Genomic DNA, 13,879 nt, shown 5'->3' with positions numbered 1-13,879 from the left:
GACAACTTGTTATCCATGACTAGGAGGCCATTCACAACGTGATATTCAACGAAAGAATCCCATTTGCATTTTCGAATTCAGAACAGATTCAAGCATTCGTCGGTCCGAATGATGCAGTCTTACGTACGATGGAAGCAGAACTTGACGTTCAGCTGACCCATCGAGGAGATGAGCTGTTGGCACAATCCGAACAGGAGCAGTCTGTGATCTTAGCAGGACAGGTCGTAGGCGTCTTGAAACAACTTGTGAATCGCGGAGCTGTTTTAACGGAACGTGACGCGACGAGCGCCATTCAACTTGCACGTCAAGATCGTGTGGATGAACTGCTAGAACTTTACGATACGGTCATTCATACGAATCATAAAGGAAAACCACTTCGTGCAAAGACACTCGGTCAAGCACGTTACGTTCGGGGAATCGACCGCTGTGATTTGACATTCGGTATTGGTCCAGCGGGAACCGGAAAAACGTATCTTGCTGTCGTGATGGCAGCAAAAGCGTTAAAAGAAGGTCACGTCAAACGACTCGTCCTGACGCGTCCGGCAGTAGAAGCAGGAGAAAATCTAGGATTTCTTCCAGGGGATCTTAAAGAAAAGGTCGATCCCTATCTACGTCCTCTGTACGATGCGCTACATGACGTGCTTGGTGTCGAGCATACGGCTCGTCTGCTTGAACGTGGTGTCATCGAAATCGCACCGCTTGCTTACATGCGAGGACGGACGCTTGAACATGCTTTTGTCATTCTCGATGAAGCGCAAAATACGACACGGGAACAAATGAAGATGTTCCTGACGCGTCTCGGATTCCATTCGAAGATGATTGTTACGGGCGATTTAACACAAGTCGATCTTCCGCGTGGAAAAACGTCTGGTCTACAAGAAGCGTTACATTTGCTCGGCAATGTCAAAGGGATTCATTTTGAGCACTTTGGCTCAGCTGATGTCGTACGTCACCCACTTGTCCGTAAAATCGTTGATGCTTATAGTCAGGATTTGACCTAAGCCGTTACGGAAATAGAGGAAAAAGGGGGAGATGATATGCGCAAGGTTGGGGTCTGGGTCGGTCTTTTGACAGTAATATTCTATCTCATCGTATCGACGATGATGTATGTCAGCGTTCGACCAGAAGCCTTGTCCGCAGAACCATTCTCAATTGCAGAAGAAGATATCCGGTCACCCTTGACGATGGAGGACCGGGTCGCAACAAATCAAATCAAGGAAAATTCGGTTGCTGCAATCGAGAGTCAGTATACGATCAAACAAGAGTATGCAGCACAGCAAATTGATAAAGTAGAACAACTTTTTGCTAGTTTGTCCGGTATTAAAAAAGCAAATGAGATCGGTAAAATCAAACAGCGTCTGCGTGGAACGGAGGCGGCGACACTGTTGAAGGATGATGAGTTACGCTTGCTTGTGACGTCGACGACAGCACTTCGGAATACGACACGTGACGTCGTCATTACAGCGATTGAAGAAGCGATGCGTCAACGTATCTCGTCCGATGGTGGTGAAGTAGCAGAAGCACGTGAGAATGCGCGGACTGATATCGAACGTTCGCCGCTCTCCTTCTCATTAAAAGCAGTCGCTAAAGCGCTGACCGATCAACTGATCGTGACGAATTACGTCTATGATCCGGAAAAGACGGAACAGCTTCGTAAGCAGACGAGTGATAAAGTCGAACCGGTTATCATTTCAGAAGGTGAAGTGATCGTCAAACGAGGCGAAGTGATTTCACAAGATGCCTATCGTCAGCTACAACTGGTCGGTTTGATTTCTGATCGACAGTCGTTGAAACCGTTACTCGGTGCGATGCTTGTCAGTGCGTTGATGACTGCCTTTTTATTTGGATTCATTCATCGTTCGAAATTGCGATACGCTCAAATGGGGCGGATTCGTTTATTCGGTCTTGTCTATCTCGTCGTCAGTCTACAATTACTCGTCATGTATGGTATGGCGTTCTTAGCAGACGACATCAATCCTGCACTTTACTTACTCACACCGACCGCTTTTGCTGCGCTTGTCCTGCGCAATTTATTGAACGAACGGATTGCATTATCGAGTTCTCTTTTTACGGCGCTTGCTGGAACGTTCTTCTATAGTGCAAATCAAAACTTCAGCTTCAATATCGCGATCTATTTATTGGCCGGTGGGTTAGTTGCAACGTTTTTCCTACAATCTAGTTTGTCGCGTCGTCGTATTTTCATGAGCAGTATTTCGATTGCCGGAGCAAACATCGCGATTTTCTTAGCATTCGTCCTGTTACGAAGTGGTACGTTCGAACTACGAGAAACGCTGATTTTAATCGGTTTTGCGATTGCGAGTGGTATCTTGAGTGCCGTCCTAGCAATTGGACTATTGCCGTTTCTTGAGATGACATTCGGTATTTTAGCACCGACCCGCCTACTCGAACTGTTGAACCCGACGCATCCGTTACTCAAAAAACTATTAGTTGAAGCACCGGGAACGTACCATCATAGTATGATGGTCGCGAACCTAGCAGAAACAGCCTGTGAAGCAATCGGAGCAGATGGATTGCTTGCACGAGTCGGAGCCTACTATCATGATTTAGGGAAAACGCGACGACCACTTTATTTCATTGAAAACCAGCATGGACGCAATCCCCATGATCGATTGACACCGGAAGAGTCGGCACGTGTCATCTTGGCACATACTGAGGATGGTGTTGAATTACTCGAAGACGCAAAACTGCCTGCAGCGATCATCGATATTTGCCGCCAGCATCATGGAACCTCTCTGCTACGATACTTTTATGTCAAGGCAGCAGAACAAGGTGAGGTCGACGAGGAGACGTTCCGTTACACGGGTCCGAAACCACAAACCCGTGAAGCGGCGGTCATCATGATCGTTGACTCGATTGAAGCGGCAGTTCGTTCGATGAAAGCTCCTTCAGAAGAAGGAATTCGGGACTTGGTCTCGAAAATCATTCGTGAAAAGATGATGGATGACCAATTTGCGGAATGTGACATTACGACACGTGAGATTTATCGCGTCGGTGAAAGTGCGTGTCATACCTTATCCGGTTTGTTCCATGAACGAATCGAGTATCCAGAACTAAAGAAAGAGGCAACGACATGAATATTTATATGACAGACGAGAATAATCGTCTAACGGAAGAACAACGACAGCTTGTCGAATCGATTTTGATTTACACGGCGGAACAAGAAGAAGTCGATTCAAATAGTGAGTTGTCCGTGACTTTCGTCTCAAACGATGAGATTCAAGAAATCAATCGTGAATGGCGTGGAAAGGATCAGGCGACAGACGTCATTTCCTTTGCGATGGAAGAACTCGGAGAAGATGAAATCGATTTTGGATTACTCGAAGATGAACCAATCGTCCTCGGAGATTTGATCATTTCCGTAGAACGGTGTCGTGAACAAGCGGCAGAGTATGGCAATCATTTTGAGCGAGAGCTCGGTTTCCTCGCTGTCCATGGTTTCCTCCATTTACTCGGATACGATCACATTGAAAAAGCAGATGAGGAAGTCATGACGAAGCGACAGGAGGAAATCCTGCATCACTTCGAGTTATACCGGGGCACATTGTGAAAAGCTGGTGGCAACCCTTTCGACATGCCATGAACGGATTGTGCCAATCGATTCGAGAAGAACGGCATATGAAAGTTCACGTGACAGTTGGCGCCATCGTGTTACTTGTCGCCTTTTTATTACCATTGACGTCTGTCGAGCGGGCGATCCTCTTCTTGACGGTCGGAATCGTCATTAGCGCCGAGATGTTCAATACAGCGTTTGAGCGCGTCGTTGATCTCGTGACACAGGAGTGGCATCCACTGGCAAAAGCAGTCAAGGATATCGCAAGTGGAGCAGTTCTTGTGTTGGCGCTTACATCTGTTGCAATTGCACTATGCATCTTCATCCCATATTTGGTACAATAAGAATCCGGCCTTTTTGGCCAATACCGTTCCTAAGAAGGGGATATTCACATGAAAACAGAACAATTACTCGAACAAGCCAAACGTGCACGCGAAAAAGCGTATGTTCCATATTCGAAATTCCAAGTCGGTGCTGCTCTACTAACAAAAGACGGACAAGTATTCCACGGCTGCAATATTGAAAACGCTGCATATGGTCTTTGTAACTGTGCAGAACGGACAGCGATCTTCTCTGCGTGGGCACAGGATGCACGCGAGTATGCAGCGATGGCTGTCGTTGCGGACACAGAAGGACCGGTCGCACCATGTGGACAATGCCGCCAAGTGCTATCAGAGATGTGTGACGCAGATATGCCAATCTATTTGACGAACCTTAAAGGGGATGTCACAGAAACAACAGTGGGCGCCCTCTTACCAGGAGCATTCACGAAAGGGGATTTACATGTTTAAAGAAGGATTCAAATCGGGCTTTGTCTCGATCATCGGACGCCCGAACGTCGGAAAATCGACATTCCTCAACCGTGTCATCGGACAAAAGATTGCCATCATGTCTGATAAGCCACAAACGACGCGAAATAAGATCCAAGGTGTCTATACGACAGAAGACGTTCAGACGATTTTCATTGATACACCAGGGATTCATAAACCAAAACATAAACTCGGTGACTTCATGATGAAGGTCGCAACGAACGCATTGCGTGAAGTTGATGCGATTTTGTTCATGGTCAACGTGACAGAACCAAAAGGAAAAGGTGACGATTTCATCATTGAAAAATTGAAGGAACTCGATACACCCATCATTCTCGTCATGAATAAGGTCGATTTGATTCATCCGAATGATATTCCGCCAATCATCGAGTCATATAAAAATGAGCTCGAGTTTGCGGCAGTCGTTCCGATCTCTGCGCTTCAAGGTAACAACGTCGGACCGTTACTTGAAGAAATCGCGAAGATCTTACCAGAAGGACCGATGTATTACCCGGCGGATCAAGTCACTGACCACCCGGAGCGTTTTATCATCTCAGAGATGATTCGTGAGAAAGTCTTGCAGAAGACACGCGACGAAGTACCACACTCGATCGCAGTCGCGATTGATCAAATCAAGACGCGTGAGAATGGAAACATGGTCGATGTCCATGCGACGATCTTGATCGAGCGCGATTCCCAAAAAGGAATCATCATCGGTAAACGCGGAGCACTTCTAAAAGAAATCGGCTCTGAAGCACGAACGGACATCGAGATGTTACTCGGAACGAAAGTTTACCTGAACTTGTGGGTCAAAGTCCAAAAGGATTGGCGTAACAAGGCCGGTCAATTGCGTGAACTTGGCTTCCGCGATGACGAGTACTAAGCGATGATCGATAAGGCGGAAGGGCTTGTACTACGAACGGTCGTATACGGTGAATCGAATAAAATCGTCACGCTACTGACACGTGAATACGGCAAGCTCGCCGTCATGGCGCGAGGAGCGAAGAAGCCGGGTAGTCGTTTTAACGCGGCAAGCCAGCCTTTCGTTCGAGCCGTCTATATCTATCCAAGGTCACGTGGTCTCGGTCAGTTGAAATCAGCAGACGTCATCACGAGCCACGCGCATATCCGGCAAGATGTCGTCTTGATGGCGTATGCGATGTATCTACTGGAGCTTGCAGATAAAGCGCTTGATGAACGGGTGCCACAACCGGCACTGTATGATTTATTCGTCGAAGGACTGGAGGCGATGGATGAAGGACTCGATCCTGACGTCGTCTCTTTCATCATCGAATTGCGTCTGTTGCGTCATCTAGGGATTGCGCCTCATTTGAATGGTTGTACGATTTGCGGGAGTGCTGAAGCACCGTTTGCTTTTTCGTTACACCATGGCGGTCTACTCTGTCGCCGGCATCGCCATGAGGATGAACATGCTGTCTTCATGTCAGAGGCAGTCGCGAAGATGCTTTACGTATTTTCTGTCTACGATTTTTCACGGATCGGGACCGTGACGGTGAAACCGGAAACGAAGCGTCTACTACGTCAAATCATGGATGCTTATATGGAACGTTACAGCGGGTTACGCCTGCGTTCAAAACGTGTCCTCGACCAGTTGATTGATTTCGGCAACGATTGACAGCAACAAGCGGGTTCGGTAGAATAAATGCGGTAGAAGTAACTAAATGAACACGATGACGAAAAGGAGTACCGTCTTTTTCTCAATCAAGCGATTCCAGGGTGGTGTGAGCTGGGAGTGAGAGGGGCGCGAATGGCGTTTCGGAGTGTTCTTTGTCAAAAAGAGTGGCATGCGATGCATGCAAGTAGGGTGGAACCGCGGGCTCGTCTCGTCCCTATGTGCAACGATTGTTGTACATAGGGGCGTTTTTTGCGTTCCTTAATCATTTCGGAGGTGAAAGTCGTGAAGATGACAGTACAAGACATGATCTTGACATTACAAAAATTTTGGGCAGAACAAGGCTGCTTGACGATGCAAGCATACGACGTAGAAAAAGGAGCCGGTACGATGAATCCGATGACATTCTTACGGAGTCTCGGACCAGAACCATGGAACGTTTGTTATACAGAACCATCACGCCGTCCAGCTGACGGTCGTTACGGGGAGAACCCGAACCGTCTGTATCAACATCATCAATTCCAAGTCATCATGAAACCATCACCTGACAACATTCAGGAATTGTACTTACAAAGTCTCGAGTTGCTCGGTATCAACCCACTCGAACATGATATCCGTTTCGTAGAGGATAACTGGGAGAACCCAACGTTCGGTGCTGCAGGTCTCGGCTGGGAAGTGTGGCTGAACGGAATGGAAATCACGCAGTTCACGTACTTCCAACAAGTCGGTGGAATCGAGTGTAATCCAATCGCAGTAGAGATCACTTACGGAATTGAGCGTCTCGCGTCGTATATTCAAGACGTCGAGAGTGTCTTTGATCTCGTTTGGACGGATGGCTTCAAATACGGTGATATTTTCTATCAACCAGAGTTCGAACATTCGAAGTATACGTTTGAAACATCTGATGTCGCGTTACTCTTCACGTTGTTCGATCAATATGAAAAAGAAGCAAATCGTGCCTTGGACGAGAACCTCGTTTTCCCGGCATATGATTACATCTTGAAATGTTCGCATACCTTTAACCTTCTCGACGCGAAGGGAGCAATCTCTGTTACGGAACGCACAGGATTCATCCATCGTGTCCGGAACATGTCGCGCCGTTGTGCGCAAAGTTTCATCGAAGAACGGGAACGTCTTGGCTTCCCATTGATCAAGTCGAAAGCAGGTGAGTCACATGCATGAATTATTACTTGAAATCGGTTTAGAAGAAATGCCGGCTCGATTCGTCCTTCAATCGGAAACACAACTCAAGGAACGCGTGACGCGTTTTCTTGAAGAAGCACGGATTGAGTTCGCGAGCGTTGAATCCTTCTCGACACCACGCCGTCTTGCAGTGTATGTCAAAGGTCTCGCAGCACGTCAAAGCGACCTCGAAGAGACATTAAAAGGACCAGCAAAACGCATCGCGATGGATGAAGACGGTAACTGGACGAAAGCAGCCGAAGGATTCGCGCGTGGTAAAGGGTTAACGACGGATGATCTTTTCCTTGGAGAAGAAAAAGGAGTCGAATACCTTTATGCGACACGTAAGGAAGTCGGACAAGCGACAGCTGATCTACTTCCTGGACTAAAACAAGTCGTCGAAGCGATGACATTCCCGAAAAACATGCGTTGGAGCACACAATCGTTACGTTACATGCGTCCGATTCGCTGGTTGATTGCCCTGCTTGACGATCAAGTCATCCCGTTTGAAGTCGCATCCGTCGAAACAGGTCGGACATCGCGTGGACATCGTTTCCTCGGGCAGGACATCACAATCCTGCGTCCGAACGCGTATGTCGAAGCGCTCGCAGGAGAAAACGTCATCGTCAGTTATGAAGCACGTCGTCAATTGATCGAAGAACAAATCGCAGCGCTTGCGGCACGCGAACAATTCGAAGTGCCGATTGATGCGTCTTTACTTGAAGAAGTCACGAACCTCGTCGAGTATCCGACAGCCTTGTTCGGTGCATTCGATGAAGCGTATCTTGAGTTACCAGAAGAAGTCTTGATCACGACGATGAAAGAACACCAACGTTACTTCCCGGTCAAACGTGACGGTGCGTTGCTCCACTATTTCGTCACGGTACGAAACGGAAACACAACACATCTTGAAAACGTCGCACGCGGAAACGAAAAAGTCATCCGTGCTCGTTTAGCCGATGCGCAGTTCTTCTATGAAGAAGATAAAAAAGCAGATATCGATGAACAGGCGAAACGTCTTGATAAAATCGTCTTCCATGAAAAATTAGGAACGACAGGCGAAAAAGTCCGTCGCGTCCGTCAGATGGCGCTCGCACTTGCAGATCGTGTCGGTGCGGACAAAACACGTGTTGAACGTGCAGGACAAATCTATAAATTCGATCTGGTCAGTCAAATGGTCTATGAATTCACAGAATTACAAGGTCTGATGGGTGAGCGTTATGCGAACATGAAGAATGAGGATCCGGAAGTTGCGGCTGCGATTCGTGAACATTACATGCCACGCTTCGCGGGTGATGCAAGTCCGGAGACACCGACAGGAACACTCTATGCGATTCTTGATAAGATGGACAGCGTCGCTGGATTCTTTGGCGTCGGTATGATTCCGAGTGGATCAGCGGATCCGTACGCATTGCGTCGTCAAGCACAAGGGATTGTTCAAATCTTATCAGATCGTAAGTTGAATCTGACATTGACTGAACTGATTGCCTTCGTCGTTTCAGAACAGGTGGCAGCAGGTCTTTATGCGAAGGATGCCGAAGAAGTTCAAGCTGCATTACAAGACTTCTTTGCACAACGCTTGAAATACCGTCTATCGGAAATGAACTTCCGTCATGATGTCGTCGAAGCCGCTCTTGATCATACGTTGACAGTCGAAGCGAATGAGCAGCGTGCTGCGATGCTTGAAAGTGCGACGAAAAAAGAATCGTTCAAGAAAACGGTCGAACAACTCAGTCGTGTCTTAAACATCTCGAAAAAAGCAGAAGACGTCACAACTGTTAATCCAGCGCTCTTTGAAAATGATGCGGAACGCGCGTTGCATGAGGCGATTGAGAAAACCTTACCAGAGGTAGATCAAGCCATCGCGTCACTTGATTATGAACGAGCGCTTGAGGCACTTGAGGCAACCGTTCCGTCGATCACAGCATACTTTGACGGTACGATGATCATGACGGACGACGAAACAGTCCGTACGAACCGTCTTAGCGAAATGAAACGATTTGCGCAAGCAATCGAATCAGTCGCCCGGTTCAATGCACTTACTTTAGCGTAAAGAAAAAGGACGGATGAGCCGATGAAGTTAAATGAACGGCAAAAAAAGATACTCCAAATCGTCAAAGAGAATGGTCCGATCACGGGAGAGCAGATTGCTGCAGCGCTCTCCCTGACACGGGCGACATTACGACCCGATTTGTCGATTTTAACGATGACCGGCATGTTAGAAGCGCGTCCACGTGTCGGCTATATGTACGTTGGAAAGAAAAATGCGTCCATGCTTCATGAGAAACTCGATACATTGACCGTCGGTGAATTCATGTCGTCGGCAAAAGTCATTCATGAAGGAATGACCGTATACGATGCGATCGTTCACTTGTTCCTAGAAGATGTAGGTTCTCTGTTCGTCGTCAGTAAGGACCATGCGTTAGTCGGTGTGTTGTCACGTAAGGATTTTCTACGTGCGGCAATCGGTAATCAAGAGTTAGACTCGTTACCGGTCAACATCATCATGACACGGATGCCGAATTTGACGGTCTGTGAAAAAACGGAGACGTTGATTGGTGCCGGCATGAAACTGATTGAAAAGCAGATTGATTCAATGCCGGTCGTCGAAGAGGAGAACGGCGTCTTGAAAGTCGTTGGTAGAATGACGAAGACGAACATGACGAAAGTGTTGGTCGCTTTAGCACGTGATGAAGAAATTTAAGGAGGGTTCCTGATGCGTCAACGGATTTATGTCGTGAGTGACTCTGTCGGAGAGACGTGTGAACTCGTCGTCCGCGCAGCTGCAATCCAATTCCCGGAACAAGCCATCGAAACGGTCCGCATTCCGTTCGTCGATGATGATCAAGTCATTTATGACTTGGTTCTTCATGCGAAAGAAGAACAAGCGACGATCGCTTTTACGATCGTCCATGCGACCCATCGTCGTCTGCTTGCAGACACGGCGCGTGCCCACGGTGTAAAAGCGATCGATCTACTTGGCCCATTGCTTGACACGATGGAAGATCGTTTGCAGATGCAACCGAAAGAAGAACCCGGATTGATCTATCGTTTAGATGAGGAATATTTCCGGAAAATCGAAGCGGTCGAATTTGCTGTTAAGTATGACGATGGACGTGATCCAAAAGGCATCAAGCGTGCGGATATCGTCTTAATCGGAGTGTCGCGTACATCAAAGACACCACTTTCGCAGTATCTGGCTTTGAAACGATATAAAGTAGCGAACGTACCACTCGTACCGGAATCGATCCCGCCAGCAGAGCTATTCGATATTCCAAAAGAAAAATGTTTTGGACTACTCATCTCACCGGAAAAGTTGATCGACATCCGAATGGAACGCCTGCGTTCATTAGGACTCAAACCAGAAGCAGCATACGCGCAGATGGACCGAATCAACCGGGAACTCGAATACGCACGGAATTTATACGAACGAATCGGTTGCCAAGTCATCGATGTAACGAATAAAGCAGTCGAGGAAACGGCGAACCTGATTTTGACCGGGATCTCCGGGAAAGCGCATGACTAGTCAAGCAGTCAGGAACATAGTATACTTGTTTAGCTGATAAATGAGATAATGCCCTTTTTCTAATGAAACGGAACGAGTCATCGTTCCGTTTCATTGCGGGTATGGTCATGTAAGGATAAGTTCTCAAGGAAAGGGGAGAGGACGGAATGAAGCGAATTCCTGATGAAATCGTCGATCAGGTCCGCCAAGCAACGGACATCGTCGAATTGATTTCAGAACGTGTAGAATTAAAAAAACAAGGGAATCGATATTCAGGGCTCTGCCCGTTTCATTCTGAGAAATCACCTTCCTTTTCTGTTTCTCCTGATAAAGGGATGTACTACTGTTTTGGATGTGGTGCAGGTGGAAACGCGATCACTTTCGTCATGGAAACAGAAGGAATGAGTTTCAAGGAAGCCGTCTCTAAATTAGCTGATCGAAATGATGTCACACTTCCGGAACTAGAGCCGGACCGATTCGAACAATCGGAATCGACACCGGAACAGGAAAAGAAGTTCCGGATGCGCGAGGCACATCGGATCGTCACCGAGTTGTATCATGAGGTGTTGATTCAAACGGAAGCAGGCGACGCGGGACGAATCTATTTAGAGAATCGCGGTATCCGTGAAGGTGCGATGCGTGAGTTCCGACTTGGGTATGCACCGGATCAAGATCGTTTTACAGTGGATTCCTTGGCACGACGTGGGTTTGATTTAGATGAGATGGTCGAAGCGGGATTGATTTCAATCGGACGCGATGGCGATTATCGAGATCGATTCAACGGTCGAGTCGTATTCCCTATCTCCGATCGTGATGGCACGATCGTCGGATTTAGTGGACGTTCGATTGATGGTCGTGATCCGAAGTACGTCAATACAGCGGAAACACCTTTGTTCAATAAAAGTGAACTGTTATTCGGATTCGCTCAAGCGCGAGGGGCAATGCGTAAAATCAAACAAGTTGTTCTCGTTGAGGGAAATCTTGATGTTGTGCGTGTCGCTCAAGCGGGTATACCTTATACGGTAGCTTCTTTAGGAACAGCCTTAACACCGGTTCATGCACAAAACCTAGCACGTATCGTCGATGAAGTCATTATTTGTTATGACGGAGACAAGGCAGGACGCGCTGCGACGTTAAAAGCCTTACAGTTGCTTGAAGCCGTTGCCGTCGACTGTTCCGTCATCCGTTTACCGGATGGCGAAGACCCGGATTCCTTCATTGGGAATCAGGGCGAAGAGACGTTTTTACAATGGATCGAACAAGAACGGGTTTCGAGTCTTGAATTCAAATCTTTTTATTTTCGACAAGGAAAAAACTTGCGATTAGAAGGAGAACGCGTTCGATATATTGAAACTATGCTTGAAGAGATTGGTCGAACATCCAATCCGTTGTTACGGGATATATATTTAGGGAAACTTTCCGAGGAATTTAAACTTTCGAAAGACTCCCTGATCGCACAAGTGCGTCCAACCGTTCAACAACCGAAGAGAGAACAAATCGTTTCCGATCGCCCAGCTGCTCTACCGACAGCACCTCCTGACCGAACGTTCGCGAACTGGAAAAAGGCAGAACGCTTCTTGCTTGCCTACATGATCCGTTCAGAAGAAGTATGTCTTGAAGTGCGAGAGCAACTAGGTGTCCAATTCAATGATCCGGCACACCAATTGATTGCCGGCAAGCTATATGAATTTTACGGAGCAGGTACGCAAGGAAGTCCTGATCGTTTTTTGACGATGTTGCACGACGCCTCTTTGCAACGAATCGTAGCGGATTTAGAGTTCATGCTGATGCCTGAGTATGATCCTGACTTACTCAGTCACTACATTCGTGCCGTCCAAAATGAACAGCAACGTCGGTTGTTAGAAGAAGAAAAGTCACGATTGAATCAACAAACAGATATCCGTGCTCAAGCGGAGCTGATGCAGGCGATCATAGAACGGAAGCGTCGTTTAAAAGATCGATGACCTGCTGCATGATGTGGAAGGAGTGTATGGTTCGATGGCAGAAAAAGCAAGATCAGAAGCTGAATTACTCCGTCTCGCGAAAGAGGAACTTATCGCGCTCGGACATAAAAATGGTGAATTGTCACACCAAAAGATTGAAGACAAACTAAGTTCGTTCGAATCAATGGATGCTCAACAATTCGAGGAATTCCTCCAGTTGCTTGAAACAGAAGGTATCAAGGTCAATAATGACGGCACAGGAGATGAGAAAGAAGAGGCGGATCTAAACGATTTGTCTGTTCCTCCTGGTGTCAAGATCAATGACCCTGTCCGGATGTATTTAAAAGAAATCGGACGCGTTGATTTGTTGAATGCAGAAGACGAAGTTGAACTCGCGAAACGAATCGAACAAAACGATGAAGAAGCAAAAAAACGATTGGCGGAAGCAAACTTACGTCTCGTCGTTTCGATTGCGAAGCGTTATGTCGGACGCGGTATGTTGTTCCTTGATTTGATTCAAGAAGGCAACATGGGTCTGATCAAAGCGGTCGAGAAATTCGACTATACGAAGGGATATAAATTCTCGACGTATGCAACATGGTGGATTCGTCAAGCAATCACACGCGCGATTGCTGACCAAGCGCGGACAATCCGAATTCCGGTTCACATGGTTGAGACGATCAATAAATTGATTCGTGTCCAGCGTCAACTCTTGCAAGATCTTGGACGTGAACCATCACCGGAAGAAATTTCGAAAGAGATGGAAATCACGCCGGAAAAAGTCCGTGAAATTCTTAAGATTGCGCAAGAGCCGGTTTCTCTGGAGACTCCAATCGGGGAAGAGGATGATTCACATCTCGGAGATTTCATCGAGGACCAAGATGCGACGGCACCACAAGATGCTGCAGCATACGAACTCTTGAAAGAACAACTCGAAGATGTGTTAGATACACTGACGGATCGTGAAGAAAACGTTCTTCGTCTTCGTTTCGGACTCGATGATGGTCGGACACGGACACTTGAAGAAGTTGGGAAAGTATTTGGCGTTACACGTGAGCGGATTCGTCAAATCGAAGCAAAAGCACTTCGGAAGTTACGTCACCCGAGTCGTTCAAAACGCTTGAAAGATTTCCTTGATTAATTCAAAGTGTGAAGAATATATGAAATTTTAGTGGGAAGGAAGAAAAAAGTTTCGTTTTTTTCTTCCTTCCCTGTTTTTTTTACAGTAGAATAGTA

At 47.0% G+C, this 13,879-nt stretch carries 13 protein-coding genes; all 13 read left to right on the top strand.

Features of this window, described 5'->3' with window-relative positions; all coding sequences use genetic code 11:
* The first annotated feature begins 38 nt into the window (after window positions 1-38).
* Complete coding sequence (locus KNQ15_RS05205) at window positions 39-1,001, top strand: PhoH family protein (protein ID WP_023467492.1); 963 nt, start codon at window positions 39-41, stop codon at window positions 999-1,001.
* Between the two features lie 36 nt (window positions 1,002-1,037).
* Complete coding sequence (locus KNQ15_RS05200; RefSeq protein ID WP_069940374.1) at window positions 1,038-3,095, top strand: HD family phosphohydrolase; 2,058 nt, start codon at window positions 1,038-1,040, stop codon at window positions 3,093-3,095.
* Entirely contained in the window at window positions 3,092-3,568 is a 477-nt protein-coding gene (gene ybeY / locus KNQ15_RS05195) for an rRNA maturation RNase YbeY (RefSeq protein WP_029341033.1), read from the top strand. The genes KNQ15_RS05200 and ybeY overlap by 4 nt, the downstream gene beginning before the upstream one ends.
* Before the next feature lie 29 nt (window positions 3,569-3,597).
* Window positions 3,598-3,915 (top strand): diacylglycerol kinase, encoded by a 318-nt coding sequence (locus KNQ15_RS05190; RefSeq protein WP_285801479.1) that lies wholly within the window; start codon window positions 3,598-3,600, stop codon window positions 3,913-3,915.
* A 48-nt stretch (window positions 3,916-3,963) separates the two neighbouring features.
* The gene (locus tag KNQ15_RS05185) at window positions 3,964-4,362 is read left to right on the top strand and encodes a cytidine deaminase (protein ID WP_023467498.1); all 399 of its coding nucleotides are present in this window, start codon (window positions 3,964-3,966) and stop codon (window positions 4,360-4,362) included.
* Window positions 4,355-5,263 (top strand): GTPase Era, encoded by a 909-nt coding sequence (gene era, locus KNQ15_RS05180; protein ID WP_023467500.1) that lies wholly within the window; start codon window positions 4,355-4,357, stop codon window positions 5,261-5,263. The genes KNQ15_RS05185 and era overlap by 8 nt, the downstream gene beginning before the upstream one ends.
* Window positions 5,264-5,266: 3 nt before the next feature.
* Entirely contained in the window at window positions 5,267-6,016 is a 750-nt protein-coding gene (gene recO, locus KNQ15_RS05175) for a DNA repair protein RecO (protein ID WP_023467502.1), read from the top strand.
* 288 nt (window positions 6,017-6,304) lie between these two features.
* Complete coding sequence (glyQ, locus tag KNQ15_RS05170; RefSeq protein WP_029341034.1) at window positions 6,305-7,195, top strand: glycine--tRNA ligase subunit alpha; 891 nt, start codon at window positions 6,305-6,307, stop codon at window positions 7,193-7,195.
* Window positions 7,188-9,248, top strand: coding sequence for a glycine--tRNA ligase subunit beta (gene glyS, locus KNQ15_RS05165; RefSeq protein ID WP_069940376.1), 2,061 nt, complete (start codon window positions 7,188-7,190; stop codon window positions 9,246-9,248). The genes glyQ and glyS overlap by 8 nt, the downstream gene beginning before the upstream one ends.
* 21 nt (window positions 9,249-9,269) lie before the next feature.
* Window positions 9,270-9,899 (top strand): transcriptional regulator CcpN, encoded by a 630-nt coding sequence (gene ccpN / locus KNQ15_RS05160; protein WP_047396404.1) that lies wholly within the window; start codon window positions 9,270-9,272, stop codon window positions 9,897-9,899.
* Window positions 9,900-9,911: 12 nt separating this feature from the next.
* On the top strand, window positions 9,912-10,721 hold the full coding sequence (locus tag KNQ15_RS05155; RefSeq protein WP_047396410.1) for a pyruvate, water dikinase regulatory protein: 810 nt from the start codon (window positions 9,912-9,914) through the stop codon (window positions 10,719-10,721).
* A gap of 146 nt (window positions 10,722-10,867) precedes the next feature.
* Window positions 10,868-12,664 (top strand): DNA primase, encoded by a 1,797-nt coding sequence (dnaG, locus tag KNQ15_RS05150; protein WP_214728127.1) that lies wholly within the window; start codon window positions 10,868-10,870, stop codon window positions 12,662-12,664.
* A 34-nt stretch (window positions 12,665-12,698) separates the two neighbouring features.
* Entirely contained in the window at window positions 12,699-13,784 is a 1,086-nt protein-coding gene (gene rpoD, locus KNQ15_RS05145; RefSeq protein ID WP_023467512.1) for an RNA polymerase sigma factor RpoD, read from the top strand.
* The last annotated feature ends 95 nt before the right edge of the window (window positions 13,785-13,879 follow it).

It is taken from the genome of Exiguobacterium sp. s168, assembly GCF_018619035.1.
Lineage (GTDB): Bacteria > Bacillota > Bacilli > Exiguobacteriales > Exiguobacteriaceae > Exiguobacterium_A > Exiguobacterium_A acetylicum.
Note: the sequence above shows the minus strand (reverse complement) of the source record. Positions and strands in the feature narration are given on the sequence as shown.